At 72.3% G+C, this 18,486-nt stretch carries 12 protein-coding genes; 10 read left to right on the top strand and 2 right to left on the bottom strand.

Annotation, left to right across the window (positions count from 1 at the left end; all coding sequences use genetic code 11):
• The first annotated feature begins 276 nt into the window (after window positions 1-276).
• The 10 genes from SCWH03_RS09495 to sbnA all read left to right on the top strand — a co-directional run bounded on the left by SCWH03_RS09495 (window position 277) and on the right by sbnA (window position 15,240).
• Window positions 277-1,239, top strand: a complete 963-nt coding sequence (locus SCWH03_RS09495) for a helix-turn-helix domain-containing protein (RefSeq protein ID WP_173263715.1) — start codon at window positions 277-279, stop codon at window positions 1,237-1,239.
• A complete protein-coding gene (locus tag SCWH03_RS09500; protein ID WP_109295619.1) occupies window positions 1,236-1,424 on the top strand; it encodes a DUF397 domain-containing protein in 189 nt (62 codons plus the stop codon). The genes SCWH03_RS09495 and SCWH03_RS09500 overlap by 4 nt, the downstream gene beginning before the upstream one ends.
• Window positions 1,425-1,461: 37 nt before the next feature.
• Window positions 1,462-1,647 carry a DUF397 domain-containing protein gene (locus tag SCWH03_RS09505; RefSeq protein WP_116428820.1) on the top strand — a complete coding sequence of 62 codons (186 nt, stop codon included), beginning with the start codon at window positions 1,462-1,464 and terminating at the stop codon, window positions 1,645-1,647.
• A gap of 287 nt (window positions 1,648-1,934) precedes the next feature.
• Window positions 1,935-3,101, top strand: coding sequence for a hypothetical protein (locus SCWH03_RS09510; protein ID WP_173263716.1), 1,167 nt, complete (start codon window positions 1,935-1,937; stop codon window positions 3,099-3,101).
• A 366-nt stretch (window positions 3,102-3,467) separates the two neighbouring features.
• Window positions 3,468-4,907 carry a DUF2254 domain-containing protein gene (locus tag SCWH03_RS09515; protein ID WP_173263717.1) on the top strand — a complete coding sequence of 480 codons (1,440 nt, stop codon included), beginning with the start codon at window positions 3,468-3,470 and terminating at the stop codon, window positions 4,905-4,907.
• A 1,347-nt stretch (window positions 4,908-6,254) separates the two neighbouring features.
• Window positions 6,255-8,837: a Pls/PosA family non-ribosomal peptide synthetase gene (locus tag SCWH03_RS09520; protein ID WP_173263718.1), complete on the top strand. Its 2,583-nt coding sequence runs from the start codon at window positions 6,255-6,257 to the stop codon at window positions 8,835-8,837.
• 117 nt (window positions 8,838-8,954) lie between these two features.
• The gene (locus SCWH03_RS09525) at window positions 8,955-12,851 is read left to right on the top strand and encodes a non-ribosomal peptide synthetase (RefSeq protein WP_173263719.1); all 3,897 of its coding nucleotides are present in this window, start codon (window positions 8,955-8,957) and stop codon (window positions 12,849-12,851) included.
• Between the two features lie 32 nt (window positions 12,852-12,883).
• Window positions 12,884-13,891, top strand: a complete 1,008-nt coding sequence (locus SCWH03_RS09530) for a TauD/TfdA family dioxygenase (RefSeq protein WP_173263720.1) — start codon at window positions 12,884-12,886, stop codon at window positions 13,889-13,891.
• Entirely contained in the window at window positions 13,888-14,022 is a 135-nt protein-coding gene (locus SCWH03_RS29590) for a hypothetical protein (RefSeq protein ID WP_272491046.1), read from the top strand. Before SCWH03_RS09530 ends, SCWH03_RS29590 begins: the two co-directional genes overlap by 4 nt.
• A 123-nt stretch (window positions 14,023-14,145) precedes the next feature.
• Complete coding sequence (gene sbnA / locus SCWH03_RS09540) at window positions 14,146-15,240, top strand: 2,3-diaminopropionate biosynthesis protein SbnA (RefSeq protein WP_173263721.1); 1,095 nt, start codon at window positions 14,146-14,148, stop codon at window positions 15,238-15,240.
• Between the two features lie 284 nt (window positions 15,241-15,524).
• Here sbnA and SCWH03_RS09545 read toward each other — a convergent pair whose 3' ends face one another.
• Window positions 15,525-16,610: a mandelate racemase/muconate lactonizing enzyme family protein gene (locus tag SCWH03_RS09545; protein ID WP_173263722.1), complete on the bottom strand. Its 1,086-nt coding sequence runs from the start codon at window positions 16,608-16,610 to the stop codon at window positions 15,525-15,527.
• 226 nt (window positions 16,611-16,836) lie between these two features.
• Window positions 16,837-18,330, bottom strand: a complete 1,494-nt coding sequence (locus SCWH03_RS09550; protein ID WP_173263723.1) for a hypothetical protein — start codon at window positions 18,328-18,330, stop codon at window positions 16,837-16,839.
• Window positions 18,331-18,486: the final 156 nt, after the last annotated feature.

The raw sequence follows: 18,486 nt of genomic DNA on the forward strand, positions 1-18,486 counted from the left end.
TCGCCAGCATGGGAGGGGCGAACAGGTCGTCGCCCGCCATCACGTTGAACCCGGGGGAAGGCCGCCGAGGGAACCCCGGACCGGCGGACGTCCCGTACACGGAGTGACGGAACGTCACATGGCTGCGTGGCAGGCGGATCGGCGCTCGCATCGGCGGTGCGGCGCGTACGCTGAGCCGGCGTACGCGTTGTTCGATGGACCGTACGTATCCCGTCACGTGACGATGGACCGGGCAGGGGGCGGTTCGGCAGCACGCGCACGGAAGGCGGCCCGCACATGGCCTACGACGACACGGACGCGGACGACAACGCGGACGGGCACGACAACGCCGACGCGGATGGTATCGCGGACGCGGACGCGGACGCGGACGCGGACACGGACGCGGACGGTGCAGCGGGAGCGGCGACCGGAACCAGAACCAGCCACGGAAACCAGCCGCAGATCTCGGACAGTCTCCGCACCTTCGGCGCGGTCGTCCAGGCACTGCGCGAACACGCCGGCCTGAGCCGCGAGGAGTTCGGCACCCGGGTCGGCTACTCCAAGCACACCGTGGCCTCGGTCGAGCAGGGCCGGCGGATGGCCGACCGCGACTTCGTGGAGCGGGCGGAACCACTGCTCGGCAACACCGGCGCGCTGCGGAAGGCGGCGCCGCACCTGTCGCGTCAGGCGGGGCTGGCGAGTTGGTTCCGGCAGTGGGCAAGACTGGAGGCGCAGGCCCTGACCCTGTGGACCTACGAGTGCCGTGTGGTGCCCGGCCTGTTGCAGACGGAGGCGTACGCGCGGGCGGTGACCGAGAGCGTGCCGCCGGTCAAGGACGAGCAGCAGGTCGCGAAACAGGTCACGGCCCGGCTGGAACGCCAGCAGCTGCTCGACCGCAGGCCGCCGATCGCGTTCAGCTTCATCGTCGAGCAGTCCCTCTTGGAGCGTGGCACGGGAGGACCGGACGTGATGCGCGAGCTGCTGGACAAGCTGCTGGAGATGTCGGCGCAGTTCAACGTCGAGTTGCAGATCATGCCGCGACACCAGCCCGACCACGCCGGGTTCGACGGACCGTTGAGGCTCCTGGAGTCCCCGGACAACAAGTGGTCCGGCTACGCGGAGGGCCAGCGGGGCGGCCTGCTGGTCTCGCACCGGAAGGAGGTCAGCATCATGCTCCAGCGGTATGCCAGACTGCGTTCGCAGGCCCTCACCTCCGATGACTCCAGGCGCCTGCTGAAGCAACTTCGAGGAGCGCTATGAGCAGCATCGACGAACGGACCTGGTTCAAGAGCAGCTACAGCGGTTCCGACGGCGACGACTGCGTCGAGGTGGCAACGGGCACACGGGCAGTCCACGTCCGGGACTCCAAGGACCAGCGCAGCCCCCAACTCACCCTCTCCCCCACCGCATGGCACGACTTCATCACCCACACAGCACAGAACTGACCGGCAGGCGCCTGCTGAAGCGATTGCGAGGAGCGCTATGAGCACGTCCGACCTGGCCTGGTTCAAGAGCAGCTACAGCGGCTCGCAGGGGGACGACTGCGTCGAGGTGGCAACGGGCACACGGGCAGTCCACGTCCGGGACTCCAAGGACCAGCGCAGCCCCCAACTCACCCTCTCCCCCACCGCATGGCACGACTTCATCACCCACACAGCACAGAACTGACCCGCACGCCAGGTGCCCCGCTCCGGACCTGTCCGGCGCGGGGCACTGCCGTTCACGTCGCGTGAGGCGTCCACTTGCCCGCGCCGACAGCCTGCTGGAGACGCGTGGAGAAGTACGCGTGCGCCGCACGCATCTCCGCCTCGCGGTCTGCCTTGCAGAGGGGCACGGTGCAGCCCTCCGGGCGCTCGGGGTGCTCCTCCTTCCGGTACGGGCCTCGCGGGCGTACCCGCACGGATGCGGGCGGTCGACGGTCACCCCTCAACAGGAAAGAAGTATGCCTATCGCATATGTCCGGAAAGGACCGCTATGCCGCAGAGGTACTGGCAGACTCCCGCCGGTGCGCCGGGGAGATCCGGTCCACCGACGACCACGAGAGGAATCGTGTGAACCCCAGGACCCTGCTCCGCCGGTTCGGGCTGCTGACCGGCATCGGCATCCTCGCCGCCCTGCCGCTCTCCCCCGCCGGCGCCCTCCCCGCACCGTCGGCCGCGGCACCCCGCGCCACCGCACCCACCCTCGTCACCGGTTCCGAGGGCCGCCAGTCGATCGCCAGGTGCCCGGCGGGCACCACGGTGATGGGCGGCGGCTACCAGGCCACCCGCTTCGCCCGGGCCAACGGCGGCAGCGTCTACGACTACGTGACCGCCAACGGCCCCGTCGCCGCCGACAACTCCTGGCGCGCGGGCGTGCTCAGGGACACCAGCACCGTCGTGGCCTACGCCCTGTGCGCCCCGGACGAGCAGGGGTACCGCATCGCCACGGGGAACTCGGCGCACCAGTCGGACGCCACCTGCCCCACCGGCACCCGCGTCGTCGGCGGCGGCTACGGCATCCAGAGCTTCGCCCGGGCCAACGGCGGCACCATCTACGACTACGCCACCGCCAACGGCCCCGTCGCCACCGACAACTCCTGGCGCGCCCGCATGCACCAGGGCAGCAGCAGGATCACCGCCACCGCCGTCTGCGCACCCGAGAGCATGGGCCACCGGATCGCCACCGGCCCCTCCGCAGGCCAGTCGGACGCCACCTGCCCCACCGGCACCCGCGTGATCGGCGGCGGATACGGCATCCAGACCTTCGTGCACGCCCGCGGCGGCACGCTCTACGACTCCCTCACCGCCAACGGCCCCGTCGCCACCGACAACTCCTGGCGCGCCCGCATGCTCCACGACAGCGGCAGGGTCATCGCCCTCGCCGTCTGCGCGCCCGAGAGCCTCGGCTACCGGATCGCCACCGGCCCCTCCGCACGCGACTCCCAGGCCGCATGCCCGGCCGGCACCCGCGTCGCGGGCGGCGGATACGGCGTGCAGCGGTTCGTCCGCGCCAACGGCGGCGAGATCTACGACTACCCCGTCGTCAACGGCCCCACCCCGGGCGCCACGTCCTGGCGCGCCCATATGCTCCACGACAGCGGCAGGGTCATCGCCCTCGCCGTCTGCGCACCCACCGGCTGACCCCACCACCCGCCCGCGGCCGGCCGGCCCGCCACCCACCGGGCCGGCCGTCCCCGCCGCCGCGAGCCCCGGCCCGTACGAAGCGCTCCACACGACGAGCGGTACGGGCCGGGGTCCTGGTGGTCGGGGGCCGGCATCGCGCCCCGGCCGGGGTGACGAGCGGGGTGCCCGCACCGCAGAAGATGTGCCCCTTCTGCCGTGTTCGGTAGCCTGATGCCGTGCTGACACGGAAGCGGTACCCCCGTCTCCACACCTCGGGAAACACATCGGCCCCGGCCCGCTCCCCGGCTCGCTCCCCGGTCCTCGGACTGGCTGGTTCACCGGCCGGCGCCACGGCCGGTACGACGGCCCCCGGGTCACGCACCGATGCGTGACACCCTCCGGGTCCAGCTGTGGCCGCTGCCCACGCTGGGCATCGCACTCGCCGTCATCGCCGGGGTGGGGCTGCCGCTGCTGGACGAGCGGTTCCAGAGCGACATGCCCTCGTGGCTGAGGACCTACCTGTACAGCGGCACCTCGGACGCCGCGCGTTCGGTACTGGAGGCGATCGCCGGCTCGCTGGTCACGGTCACGGCGCTGACCTTCTCGCTCACCGTGCTGACGCTGCAACTGGCGAGCAGCCAGTTCTCGCCGCGCCTGCTCCGCACCTTCACCTCCGATCGGTACGTCCAGGCGACCCTGGCGCTCTTCCTCGCGACCTTCACCTTCGCCCTGACCGTGCTCCGCAGCGTCCGCACCGGCGAGGACGGGCGGACCGAGTTCGTCCCCCAGGTGTCGGTGACCGCGGCCCTGGTGCTCACCCTGGCGAGCCTGCTCGCCCTGGTGCTGTTCCTGTCCCATCTGGCGCGCGAGATCCGGATCGAGACGATGATGAACAGCGTCCACTCCGACGCCGACCGCACCCTTCAGCGGCTCCTCCCGGAGAACCCGCAGCGGCTCCTCCCGGAGGGGCGGAAGTCCTCGGGGAAGCCGCAGGCGCCGGAGAACCGGCAGCCCCACTCCGGCGGTCCCGCCGGAGGGACCGCCCCGGCGGCGCCACCGCCCCCACCGGCACCGGCCGCACCACCGGAACCGCCCGCGAATGCGCTCGTCCTGCCCGCCGGCACCTCCGGCTTCCTCACCCATGTGGACGAGGCGGCCCTGCTGAACACGGCGATCGAGACCGACGCCGTGGTGCTCATCGACCGCCATCCCGGCAGCTCCCTGATCGCCGGGACACCCATGGGAGCCGCCTGGCCGGACTCCGGAGAACCGTTCTCCGCGGGCACCCGTACCCGCCTGGCCGAAGAGGTCTCCCGAGCGGTACGGACCGGTACCGAGCGCACCGACCTCCAGGACATCGCCTTCGGGCTCCGGCAGCTCACCGACATCGCCGCGAAGGCGCTCTCTCCCGGGATCAACGACCCCACCACCGCCGTACACGCCCTGTCCCACTCCTCCGCCCTGCTGTGCGAGATGGTGCGCCGCGACCTCGGCCCCCGGCTGCTGCGGGACGACGACCAGCGGGTGAGAGTGGTGCTGCGACGCCCGGACCTGAGCGAACTGCTGGGTCTGGCGGTGGACCAGCCGATGCGCTACGGAGCCGGCGAGCCCGCCGTGCTGGCCCGGGTCGCCCAGCTGCTGCGGGAACTCGCCTGGTGCGGCGCCCCCGCACAGCACCCGCCGATCACCGCGGCACTCGCCCGGCTGCGCTCCGCCATCGGCAGCGAAGACCGGGACGCGGCAGAACGCCACCGGCTCACCCGCTTGACCGAATCCGTCGACGAGGCCCTGGCCGGCCGATGGGCACCCGGCAGAGGGCACTGACCGGCCGGGGGCCGACCCGGCCTGCCGATCAGCGCCCCAGCCCCTGCGGCTCCACGCCGCACCGGAGCGGCGACCGGCTCCGGCAGGGGAGGCGACCACACTCGCTCCCGCCGGTCCGGAGCGCGATCCGGTCGTCCATGCGTTCCGGGTCGCGTTCCGGATCGTCCACGACGGTGAGCGGTCAGGCCGTTCCGGCGGGTGTCTCCGCCTGCCCCCCCCGCACCCGGTCCCCGGCCCCCCACTGACCCCGGATCCGGCCAGCCCCCTGCTCACACCTCGCCGCCGCGCTCTCCCGGCCGCCCCGGCCCACTCAGCCGACTCGGCGGCAGTCTGAACTGCCCGTCCACCGCGTTCCGGCCATTCCTCTCCCACCCGGTGGAAGCATTCCCGCAGCCCGCGGCAGGGCCGCCGCTTCGCGCCCCTCGGCCCCACGGCCCCTCAGCCCCACGGCCCCACGGCCCCACGGCCCCTCGGTGCACCGTCCGTGTGACGGCCGTCAGGGTTCTCTCCTCATGCTCTCCTTTCCCCGACCGGCGTCACCGCCTCCTGGGGCCCACACCACCCATGCGGCCGCGCGGCAGCCGCCCTCCTCCTCGCGCGGTCGTCCGCCCCGCCCGGAGCAGACACCGCCACAGCCGGACGATCCCACAGCCCGCGCGGTCCCGGGACCGCTCCGCACAGGGCGCGGCCGACCACCCGGAGCCGACAGGCCGGGCTCTCCTCGGCGCCCCTGGTCAGCCCGGCCCGGCTCAGGGCCGACGCCCGGCCCGGGAGCGACGCCCGGCCCAGGCCGGCGCCCGTCGCCACCCGCCACCGCCACCGCCACCTGCCACCTGCCACCTGCCACCTGCCACCTGCCACCTGCCACCTGCCCGATCTTCCGCCGGCCTTCCACGCGCCTCTCACCCGTGCGGCCGCATTCCTCCCCCGGCCCTTCCGCAACATTTGATTGAAAAATTTCCCATCCGCCCGGGCACTGGTGCCGAATACCAGACGGGTGCGATTCAAGCGCTTCCGAGACGGCCGTGACCAGCGGCCCGCACGGGGATCATGGCCTCGTGCCGACGATGACAACAGCTTTGATGCGGTGACCGGACCGCCGGTCACCGGCGGTTCCGTGGTCTGGAGTCATCGGCCTCTCCCTCATGTCAGGGGCGGTCCGTCGGGGCACAGTCCAAGTGGCAACCCCTCGATACACGGCGGAGACTGTGATCGTGATTGTGACCGGAGAAGAGCTCACGACCGCGTGACTTCCGGATTGCTCGCTCCGGCCATCCACCGGAGCGTGAGGACAACCAGTGCCGCGCGCAGGGACGATCGCGACCGGCATTTCCTCAAGGAGCTCGCATGGTGGAAAAGTCTGTCGAGGTCCTGACGCCCGAGCCGGATGACTCGGCGCTCACACAGCGCCGGATCAACGGCACGGCGGCGGGAACGGGAACGACAGGTGCCGAGAGGGACTTCACCGAACTGCTGGCCGGCCTGGTGAAGGCCGAGCAGATATCGGTCGACAGCCACTTCTTCGAGGACCTGTGCGCCAACTCTCTCGTCATGGCACAGTTCTGCGCCCGGGTCAGGAAATGCGACGGCCTCCCCCAGGTGTCCATGAAGGACATCTACCAGTACCCGACGATCCGCAGTCTGGTGACGGCGCTCGCGGCCGAGGCGCCCGCGGCCGAGGCGGCGCAGACGTCCGAGCCCGCCGAGACCGTCACCCCCGTGAGCAGAAGCGCACACGTGCTGTGCGGCACGGCACAGACCGTGATCTTCCTCGTCTACTGCTTCGCCGCGGGTACCGTCACCATCCGCGGCTACGAGTGGGTTTCCCGCGGCTCCGGCCTGCTGCACCTCTATCTGCGGTCGATGGTCTTCGGCAGCGCGGCGATACTGGCTCTCTGCCTCTTCCCCATCGCCGCCAAATGGATTCTCGTCGGCCGGTGGAAGCCGCAGGAGTTCCCGGTCTGGGGCCTGGCCTATCTGCGGTTCTGGACCGTCAAGGCGCTGGTCAACGCGAACCCGATGAGGTTCTACGTCGGGAATCCGCTGTATGTGCTCTATCTGCGTGCCCTCGGCGCCCGTATCGGAAAGGGCGTCACCATTCTCTCCCAGAGCGTCCCGGTGTGCACCGACCTCGTGACGATCGGCGCCGGCACGGTCATCCGCAAGGAGTCCCACTTCGCCGGCTACCGCGCCCACGCCGGACGCATCCAGACGGGCCGGGTCACGATCGGCCGGGACGCGTTCGTCGGCGAGAAGACGGTGCTGGACATCGACACCTCGATGGGCGACCGCAGCCAGCTGGGTCACGCCTCCGCGCTGCAGACCGGTGATGCGGTCCCGGACGGCGAGCGCTGGCACGGCTCCCCGGCCCAGCGCACCGACGTCGACTATGTACGCGTCCCTGCGGCACGCTGCGGCAGCCTCCGCCGGACCCTGTTCGGACTCGGCAGCGTACTCCAGCTGTTCGCGTTCTCGGTCCCGCTGTTCGTCGGCGGCGCCTACATCGTGGTCACGGAGATCCCGGTGCTGAACCGGCTGCTGGCCCCCGGCGCACAGCTCACATCGGCGAGTCTGTACATCGACGCCCTGATCCTGTCCGCCGTCCTCTTCGCCGGCTCCCTCGTCCTCGGTCTGGCCTGGCTGTTCACCGTGCCACGGCTGCTCAATCTGGCCATCAGGCCCGACCGGGTCTATCCGCTGTACGGCCTCCAGTACTCGCTGCACCGGATGATCGCGCGGATGACCAACGTCAAGTTCTTCGGCTGGCTCTTCGGAGACAGCTCGTACATCGTCCACTACCTGCGCTTCCTGGGCTACGACCTGTCCAAGGTGGAGCAGACGGGCTCCAACTTCGGCACCCATGTGCAGCACGAGTCCCCGTACCTCACCACCGTCGGCAGCGGCACCATGGTCGCCGACGGGCTGTCCGTCATCAACGCGGAGTTCTCGGGGAGCTCGTTCCGCGTCTGCCGGACCGTCATCGGCCCCCGCAGCTTCCTCGGCAACAACATCGCCTATCCGGCCGGCGGCAGGACCGGCGGGAACACCCTGCTCGCGACCAAGGTGATGATCCCGCTCGAGGGCGAGGTCCGGGAGGGCACGGGACTGCTGGGCGCACCGTGCTTCGAGGTTCCGCGGACCGTCGAGCGGGACACCCGCTTCGACCATCTGCGGACCGGCGAGGAGTTCCGCCGCAACCTGGCGGCGAAGAACCGCTACAACCTCCGCACCATGGCCCTCTGGCTGTTCCTGCGCTGGGTGCACGTGTTCGTGCTGATGGTCTGCGCACTGGCGACCCTCGATGTGTTCGCCGCGTTCGGGCCGCTCGTGATCGCTCTGTACCTCGCGACCGCGCTGGCGTTCACGGGCTGCTACTTCGCCCTGTCGGAACGGCTCCTCGCGCGCTTCCGCCCCCTCCAGCCCAGGATCTGCTCCATCTACGACCCGTACTTCTGGTGGCACGAGCGACTCTGGAAGGTGCCCGAGCAGTACCTCAAGATCTTCAGCGGTACGCCCTACAAGACGCTGCTGTGGCGGATGCTGGGCGTACGCATCGGCAAGCGGGTCTTCGACGACGGCGCGGGACTCACGGAGCGGACGCTGACCGCGATCGGCGACTTCTGCACGCTCAACCAGGGAAGCACGATCCAGTGCCACTCCCAGGAGGACGGCACCTTCAAGTCCGACCACTCCGTCCTCGGCACCGGGTGCACTCTCGGCGTCAACGCCCTCGTCCACTACGGCGTGACGATGGGCGACCACGCGCAGCTCGCCGCCGACGCCTTCCTCATGAAGGGCGAGGAAGTGCCCGCACACGCACGGTGGATCGGGAACCCTGCCGCCGAGGCACGCGGAAACGCCCACCGGCCCGCAGCGCTGAACGGCAGTCCGCAGGCGCACCACGGGCAACCGGTGCCCGGACGAGGCTGAGGGAGCGTACCGATGGACACGCAGGCGGCACGGACGGCAGCACGGACGACGCAGACGACACGAGCGGAACAGAGCGGACAGCCGGAGCGGACGGAACGAATGGAAGGTGCAGACCGGATGGATCCGCTGGATCTGACGGAGCGGTCGGAACGGACGGAGCGGTCGGAGCGGTCGGAACGGTCGGAACGGTCGGAACGAGGCGAAGCCGACCGGGAGTTCTGGCGCGGGGTACTGGCGCCGGGTGGCTGCACCGTCGTACCGCGGTGGGTGGCGGCCGCTCCGGCGCCGGTCACCGGCGAGAGGGCGACGTACGAGGTGACCGTCCCCGACGCGTTGCTGCGGGGGTTGGGGCGGGTCGCGGGGGAGCTGGGCGTGCCGGTGTCGTCGCTGTTTCTGGCGGCTCATGCACGGGTGCTGGGGGTGCTGTCGGGTGAGGACGACGTGGTCACGGGTTGGGTTCCGGTCCCCGGTGGGCGGGCGTTGCCGTGTCGGGTTGCGGCCGGCGGCGGGGAGACATGGCGGGGGCTGGTGGTGGACGCGGATCAGGCGGCCTCGGGAGTGCTGGAGTATCGGGGCTTCCCGGTGGACGAGCTGGCGCGGGAGCTGGGATCGGCCGAGCCGCTGTTCGAGGTGGAGTTCGACGCCTGGGGCGGGAACGGGCCTGCGGGTGTGGATGGGCATGCGGGTGTGGCTGAGGGTGCCGGTGGTGTGAGCGGCGGGACGGTGTTGCGGCTGTCGGTACGGGGCGGGGGTGACGGTGCCCGCGGTCCCGCTGGTACCGGTCGTGCCGCTGGTACCGGTCGTGCCGGCGGTGACGGGGGTACCGGCGGGGTGGTGTTGGGGTTGCGGTATCGGATGGACGTGCTGGACCGGGAGGCCGCGGGTCGGTTCGTGGGCTATCACCTGGCCGCGCTGGAGCGATTGGTGGCGGGTCCGGACGGGGCTTTGGGTTCGGTGGTGCCGGAGGGGGAGGTGGCCTTCCAGGTGGAGGGGATGGCGGGACCGCAGCGGGAGTTGCCGGCGTTGCGGGTGCACGAGTTGTTCGAGGAGCGGGTGCGGGCGCACCCGGACGCGGTGGCGGTGGTGGACGGGGGTCGGGCATGGACGTACGGGGAGTTGAACGGACGGGCGAACCGGCTGGCACGGGCGCTGCGGGTGCGCGGGGTGGAGCGGGAGAGTGTGGTGGGGGTGGTACTGGGGCGGAACGCGGACTGGTTGGCCTCGGTGCTGGCGGTGTTCAAGGCGGGTGGGGTGTATCTGCCGATCGAGCCGGGTTTCCCGGCGGGGCGGATCGCGGCGGTGTTGTCGCGGGCGGGGTGCCGGGTGGTGCTGAGCGAGTCGGGGAGCACCGGTTCGCTGGATCAGGCGCTGGCCTCCGCCGGTGCGGATGACGGTGGGGCGGCGGGAAGGGGCGGCCGCAGGACCGGTCGCCGGGCCGGCGGTGGGGCAGCGGGCGGGACCGGCGGTGTGGCCGGTGGGGCCGGCTCGGCGGATTCTGCCCGTGGGGTGGGCAGGGTGGTTGGGGTGAGTGGGGTGCAGCGGGTGCTCGTGGAGGAGGCATACGGGGAGGGGCATGCCTCGGATGATCTGGGGCTGGCGGTGGGGCCCGAGCAGTTGGCGTACATCTATTTCACTTCGGGTTCCACGGGTGAGCCGAAGGGGGCGATGTGTGAGCACGCGGGCCTGGTGAACCATCTGCTGGCGAAGATCGACGATCTGGGGATCGTGGAGGGCAGTGCGGTGGCGCAGGTCGCGCCGCAGTGCTTCGACATCTCGTTGTGGCAGTTGCTGGCGGGTCCGCTGGTGGGCGGGCGGACGGTGCTGGTGGAGCAGGACGCTGTGCTGGATGTGTCGCGGTTCGTGGACACGGTGGTCGGTACCGGGGTGAACGTGGTGCAGGTGGTGCCGTCGTATCTGGAGGCGGTGGTGAGCGCGTTGGAGCACACACCGCGGGGACTGGGTGGGGTGCGGTGTGTGTCGGTGACCGGTGAGGCGCTGAAGCGGGAGCTGGTGGAGCGGTGGTTCGCGGTCCAGCCGGGGATCCCTCTGGTGAACGCCTACGGTCTGACGGAGACCTGCGATGACACCAACCACGAGGTGATCACCGGGGTGGTGGATCGGGTGCTGGTGGGGCGGCCGGTGGCGAATGTGCGTGTGTATGTGGTGGACGAGGAGTTGCGGCCGGTGCCGTTGGGCGCGCCGGGGGAGATCGTGTTCTCCGGGGTGTGCGTGGGGCGGGGTTATGTCAACGACCCGGAGCGGACGGCGGCGGTGTTCGTGCCGGATCCGCTGCGGCCGGGTGAGCGGTTGTACCGCAGTGGCGACCGTGGGCGCTGGGACGCGTCGGGGCGGTTGGAGTTCCTGGGGCGGCGGGATGCCCAGGTGAAGATCCGCGGGTTCCGGATCGAGATCGGTGAGGTGGAGAACGCGTTGCTGGGTGTGGCGGGGGTGCGTGATGGTGCGGTGGTGGCCGTCGCGGGTCCGTCGGGCAAGCGGCTGGTGGCGTTCTACACCGCGTCGGCGGCGCTGGAGGGCGGGGTGCTCGCCGAGGGCCTGGGGCGGGTGCTGCCGTCGTACATGGTGCCCTCGGTGTTCCACTGGCGGCAGCGGCTGCCGCTGACCGCCAACGGCAAGGTCGACAAGAAGGCACTGACCGCGCTCGCCGGCTCGCTGGAGACCACCGGCCCGACCGGCGGCGGAGAGGGTGGGCGTCAGGCGCCGGCAACGGCGGCGGAGCGGCGGCTGGCTGCTGCCTGGTCGGCCGTGCTCGGCGTCCCGCCGGAGCAGATCGGGCGGAACGACCACTTCTTCGACCGCGGCGGCAGCTCACTCTCCGCGGTCAAACTCGCCATCGCCCTCGACCGTGCCATCACTCTCAAGGACGTCACCCGCCACCCCGTCCTCACCGACCTCGCCGCACTCCTCGACCCCGAAACCGACCCCGACCCCGAAACCGCACCCGGCCCTGACCACGCCACCGGCCACGCAGCCGATCCCGCCGCCGATCCCACCGCCGACCGTGCCGAGGTCACCGACCGCTCCACCGCCGGCCAGCGGCCCGCCACCGGCAGCCACCAACCCGCCACGGACCAACGGCCCGGCCCCCACCCACAGCAGGCACCACAGGCCATGAGCCCGCAGGGCACGGCACCGGGCACGGCACCTGGCACGGCTCAGGGCACGGCACCGGGCACCGCGCAGGGCGGCAGCACCCCGAAGGGCACCCGCCGCAACGCCGCGGACCGCCTGCTGGAGCGCCTGTCGGAGTCCGGTGACGCGCGGGCCGGCGCGCTGGTCTGCTTCCCGTACGCGGGCGGCAACGCGGTGAACTTCCACCCGCTGGCCCGGGCCCTGGGCAGCCGCGGCCCCGCCGTGTACGCGGTCGAGCCGCCGGGCCACGACGTGGCGGCCGCCCGCGAGCCCTTCGCCCCGCTGGAGCAGTTGGTCGACCGGGTCGTCGACGAGATCACCGGGCTCGGCCTGCCCCGGGTGCTGCTGTGGGGCCACTCGTCCGGTACCGCTCCGGCCGTCGAGACGGCGCGCAGACTCCAGGCACGCGGTGTCGGAGTGGAGCGGGTCTTCCTCGCAGCCCAGCTGCTCGGCGAGGCGGCGGAGCGGCGCGGCGCGGCCGAGCGGCTCTCCCGCAGCAGCGACGCCGAGATCGCCGCCGGGCTGGGCGCCGATCTCGGCCACACCGCACTCGGCGAACTGGACGCCCGGCGCGCCGAGCGCATCGGCGCCGCCTACCGGCACGACTGCGTGGCCGCCCACGGCTACTTCGCCGGTCTCCTGCAGACCCCGCCCGCCGTGAAGCTGTCCGCGCCGGTCACCGTCGTCGTGGCCGCCGACGACCCCGTCACCGCGCCTCCCGGACGGCGTCTCGACTGGCGGCTGCTTGCGGACCGCGTCGACGTGTGCGAGCTGCCCGACGGCGGCCACTGGTTCCTGCGCACCCGTCCGGCAGAGGCGGCACGCGCCGTGCTCCGCGCCACCGTCCTGCCGGCTCCCTCCTGAGCTTCCACCGACTTCCACCGAAAGGAAAAGCGATGTCCTCCTCATCCCAGGTGTCCGTGCTCGACGTGGAGTCCCAGCCGGGCAGGCCCCCGGTTCTGCACGTCGAGTCCCCCGGGGACGCGTCGAGTTGGGCCGCCGGGCAGCGGGACGCGCTGCGCTCCCTCGTCGCCGGGCGCGGCGCGGTGCTGGTGCGCGGTCTGGGGCTGCGCGGGGCGGACCAGGTCGGGGCGGTGTTCCAGCAGCTGGCGGGCGGGCCGCTGATGAGCGAGCGGGAGGCCTTCGCCGCCCGGGAGTCGTACCGGGACGGGGTGTACTCCTCCACCACATGGCCGCCGAACCAGCCGATGTGTATGCACCATGAACTCAGCTACGCGCTGACGTTCCCCGGGATGATGATGTTCGCGTGCCTGACCGCTCCCGCGTCCGGCGGGGTGACCGGGGTCTCGGACGCCTCGGCCGTGCTGGAGGCACTGCCCGCGGCGATGGTGGAGCGGTTCGAGCGGGAGGGCTGGCTCCTCACCCGCAGCTACAACGACGAGATCGGCGCCTCCTGGGCCGAGGCCTTCGGGACCGGCGACCGCGGCGCCGTCGAGGAGTACTGCCGTGCCAACGCCATCGACTTCGCCTGGCAGAGCGACGGCGGACTGCGCACCCGCCAGCGCCGCAGCGCGGTCGTGCGCCACCCGGCGACCGGGGCCCGCTGCTGGTTCAACCAGATCGCCTTCCTCAACGAGTGGACCCTCGCCCCAGAGGTCCGCGAGTACCTCATCGACGTCTACGGCGAGGACGGTCTGCCGTTCAACACCCGCTACGGCAACGGCGACCCCGTCGGCGAGGACGTCGTCCAGACCCTCAACGAGGTCTACGAGGCCCATACGGCCCGCGAGCCCTGGCAGCCCGGCGACCTTCTGCTCGTCGACAACATCCGCACCGCCCACAGCCGCGAACCCTACGACGGCCCCCGCGAGATCCTCGTCGGGCTGGCCGACCCGGTGCCGCTGTCCGGCTGCTCGCCGACCGTGGAGGTGAGAGCCACATGAACGCCGTCCGGTCCAGCGGGACGGAGTCCGCCGCGGAACCCGCCCACGAGAGGCTGATCGTGGAACTCGTCGAGGCCGCGTACCGGATGCACGGCCAGGGCCGTACGGATGAGCGGCCCGGACGCGGATGAGGAGGCTCTTTGCCGGACTGGTCCCAGGAGAGATCAAGGGTCAGGTCTCCGTAGCAGTTACGGACGACACCACGGCCGCTGACGCAGGGGCCCCACGGACCCGCTGCAGATGAGGAGGCCATCGTGCCTGTCATATCCGTTCCCCAGGACTTCAACGAAGACGATCTCTACATCGACCTCGCGTCGATCTTCGGACACTCGCTCTTCCTGAAGTGCGAGGGCTTCAACTTCGCCGGCTCGATCAAGCTCAAGGCCGCGATCGAGATGGTGGAGGCCGCCGAGCGGGACGGAGTCCTGACCCGGGATTCGATCCTCGTGGAGTCCTCCTCGGGCAACCTGGGTGTGGCGCTGAGCATGATCGCGGCAAGCAAGGGCTACCGGTTCCTGTGCGTCACCGACTCCCGCTGCAATCTGACGACCAGGCTGATGATGGAGGCGCTGGGCAGCCAGGTGCACGTCATCGCCAGCCAGGAGGCGAGCGGCAGCTTCCTGGGCGCGCGGATCGACTACCTCCGCGCCCTGTGCGCCTCCGACAGCCGGTACGTGTGGCTCAGCCAGTACACGAACCCGGGCAACTGGAAGGCGCACTACCGCAGGACGGCGCCGGAGATCGCGAGCCGCTTCCCCGAACTGGACACGCTGTTCGTCGGCGCCGGGACCACCGGCACGCTCATGGGCTGCGCCCGCTTCTTCCGCGACTGGCACCGGCCGGTGCGGATCGTCGCGGTGGACAGCGTCGGGTCCGTGACCTTCGGGGGTGAGTCGGGGCGCAGAATGATCCCCGGGCTGGGGATGAGCATCCGCCCCCCGCTGCTCGACGAGTCCTATGTGGACGAGGTGATCCGCGTCGAGGAACGGGACACCATTCGGACCTGCCACCGGCTGGCCCGCCGCGGTTTCCTGTTCGGCGGCTCCACCGGCACCGTCGTCAGCGGCGCCATGGGCTGGCTCGCCGAACACGGCGGCGACGGGCGGACGGCCGTGGCCATCGCGCCCGACCTGGGCGAGCGCTACCTCGACACCGTCTACCAGACCAACTGGCTGCAGGGGCTCTACGGTGACGACGTCCTCGACCCGGAGCTGACGGAGACCGAGTCCTGGATCCTGCCCGCCTCGCCCCCGCCGGCACCCTCGCCGGGCGGCCGGCGTCCGCACCTGGGGACGGGCGGCCGCGCGGGCAGTCGGCGCCACCGGCGCAAGAGCGGCGGGGAGTCCTGAGGGCGCGGAGGAGACGGGGCCGCCCCGGGACGCCCGGCACCAGGCCCCCTGGCGTCCCGTGACTCCCGGGACCTCCCGTGCCCCCGCGCGACCTCCGGGGGCACGCGCGACCTCCGGGGGCACGCGCAACCTCCCGGGGCACGCGCAACCTCCCGGGGCACGCGCAACCTCCCGGGGCACGCGCAACCTCCCGGGGGCACGCGCAACCTCCCGGGGCCTCCGAGCACGAGACCCGGAGGGCGAGGCACCGGGCACGAGACCCGGAGGGCGTGGGACCGCCCTGCTCAGAGCGGCGCCAGCCGGTGGCCCAGGCCGGGCAGGTCCGGGAGCTGGACATGGCCCGTGCCGTCCGTCGCCGCGAAGGTCTCGGGGGCCAGCGGCTCCTGTTCGACGAGCAGCGGGCCGACCAGATCGGGCGGCACCGTGGCGTGCGGAAGGGCCGCGGCGAGATGGGCCGCCGCCAGGGTGGCGACACCCAGCTCCGGCATGGTGCCGATCTTCACGGCGAGCCCCGCGGCCTCCGCCACCGCGGCGATCTGGCGCGCCCGGTGCAGGCCGCCGACCTTCAGGATCTTGATGTTGAGCACATCGGCGGCCCCGCGGCGGACGATCTCCAGAGCGTCGTGCAGGGACTGCAGCGACTCGTCGGCCATCACCCGGGCACCGCCCTGGGCGCGCAGCGCGGCGAGCCCGGGGAGGTCCCAGCGGGGCAGGGGCTGTTCCACGAGGTCGAGACCGGCGTCGGAGAGGCGCGCGACCGTACGGAGCGCACTGCCGGGCGCGTACCCCTCGTTGGCGTCGAGGGAGAGCGCCACCGAGTCGGGGACGGACTTGCGTACGGCAGAGACGAGTTCCACGTCCCGCTCGGGGTCCTCACCGCCTTTGAGCTTGATGTGGGGGAAGCCGCGCGCGGCGTACCGGGCGGCCTCCTCGGCGCTCTCCTCGACACCGCCGAGTCCGACCACCCAGGTGGTGGGCACGCGGCGCGTCACGGCCCCGCCCAGGAGGACATGCGCGGGCCAGCCCGCCGCGCGGGCGGCCAGGTCGTGCAGGGCGAGGTCGAGCGCGGCCTTGGCCAGGTGCTGGCCGCGGATCGCGGCGTCCATGGCGGCGTGCGCCCCTGCCAGGTCGCGCGGATCGCGGCCGATGAGGGCGGGCGCGGCGTGCTCGGTGAGGGCGGCCCGCAGCCCGGCCAGGGTCTCCCCCGTATAGGGGGTCATCGGCGAGGCCTCGCCGAAGCCCGACGCCCCGTCGGCGGTGCGTACCTCCACCAGCAGGCTGACGAGTTCGGGGCTGGTTCCGCTGCTGATCGCGAACGGACGGCGGTAGGGGGCGCGGACCACTCGGGTGTGGAACGAGGCGATCTTCAAGCCGGCTCAGCTCCTTCGCAGCTGTGGTTTCGGTCCGGACCGTAACCTCCCGCACGGCAGCCGTACCCAAACGGGTGGGTGCCGTGCGGACCGTACGCAAACCCGCGGCGCCGGAGGCCGGTGAGAGGCATGCCAACCGAGCCGCGGGAGGCCGGGCGCAGAAGGGCGCCGGTGAAGGCCGCACGCCCGCCGGCGGCGGCGATGGAAGCCGCGGCCGCGCGCGGGACTACAGCCGCACCCGGTACACGGTCGGCGGCCGGCCCGTCTGCCCCTCCTGGCGGATGCCGGTGGGCACGGCCACGCCCGCCCGCTCGAGCCGCTTGAGTATCCGGCGCGCCGTGCGCTGCTGCACGGACAGGTACCCGGCCACCGCATGGGCCGTCAGCTCCTCGCCCCTCTCCCCGGAGGCGAGTTCCCGCAGCCGGTCGAGGGTCTGCGGGCTGATGCCCACCCGCCGCGCGAGCAGGGCCGCTCCCCCGGGCGGGGCGGACCCGCCGACCGCCTCCCCGGCGCTGTCGGCGGCGGCACCGTCGATGACGATGTCGACGTCGTCCGTCATCGACACGACGCCCGCGGCAGGCCCCACGGATCTGGCCCGCTTCACCGCGCGGCGGGCCAGGGCCTCCGCCTCGGCCGCGGTGCGTCCGACGCCGAAACCGATATGTGCCGTGCCGTGCCGGGCGGCGAGGCCGTCGAGGAAGGGGATGCGGGTGAACCGGTCGGTCGCCTTCTCCAGCACCCCCCGGGTGGTGACCACGAGCCGACGGCCGTCGGGCAGAGCGGCGAGGCTTGCGCCGAGAACGCGCACATCGTCGGCCAGCCGCTCGTCCGCCGACCGCTCCCCCGCCGGCCCTTGCCCCGCCGGCCGTTCGTCCACGAGCCGTTCCCCCGCCAACCGGCCGTCCGCCGACCGCTCCCCCGCCGGCCGCTCCCCCGCCGGCCGTTCGCCGGCCGGCCCTTCACTCCTCGACCGCTCGCCCAGCGACCGCTCGTCGACGCGCCGTTCAGCCGTCGACCGCCCGTCCGCCGGCCGATGTCCCCCCGGCAGGCCGCCGGACGGCCCGCCGCCGTCCGTCGGCAGCTCGATGACGCCGAGAGCGACCTGGGCGTCTCCGCTCTGCCGGCCCGCCGCGTCAAGGGCGAGGGCCCGGAGGGCCCCGAGGACCGAGTGCCGCGAGGGGGCGAGCCGTACCGTGTGGGTCCTGTGCTCCAGGACGTGGAACGCCGAGCCGAGACAGGTGATCGCGACCCTGGCCCCCCGGGTGTCGCGTGCGTCGAGGTGGAAGTCGACGAGGTCCTGGGAGGTGAGGCCGGGCCGGTGGGGCAGCACCCGTATGTGCTCGGTGGGCAGCTTCGCCTCGGTGAGCGTCTCCAGCACCTCGTCGCGGCGGAGGGTGTCGATGGACACGCGGGAGACGTCGTGGCCGAGGCGGAGCAGTTCGACCAGGGCCCGCAGCAGGGTGGCGCCGCTGTAGGGGACGTACGTCGCGGGGCGGTCCAGGGCGCCGGCCGCGGCGGCGAGGCCGTACGGGACGACACCGGTGAACAGCAGGGCGTCCGCGGTCGAGCCGGCGCCGGCGGCGATGCCCGCGGTCTCCTCCTCGTGGCGGTACGGGAGAGGCAGCAGCCGCCCGAAGCCGCTGCGCCCCGCATCACCGCCGACCGCGACCACCTTGCGGACCAGGTCTTCGGGGCCTATCACGCCGACCGTGAGCGGCATGGCGGGGTCTCCGTTCTGCTGAGGCCGCCGGGACGACCTGCGGGGGAGGATGGCGCACGCACCGGCGGGACGGCCGGGGACGCGTTGCGCGGAAGGTCACCGCGTGATTGACGGCCGACCCACGGGGTCCTAGTTTCGGCCCAGTCCGTAATCGTG

Source organism: Streptomyces pacificus (assembly GCF_011766325.1).
Classification (GTDB): Bacteria; Actinomycetota; Actinomycetes; order Streptomycetales; family Streptomycetaceae; genus Streptomyces; species Streptomyces pacificus.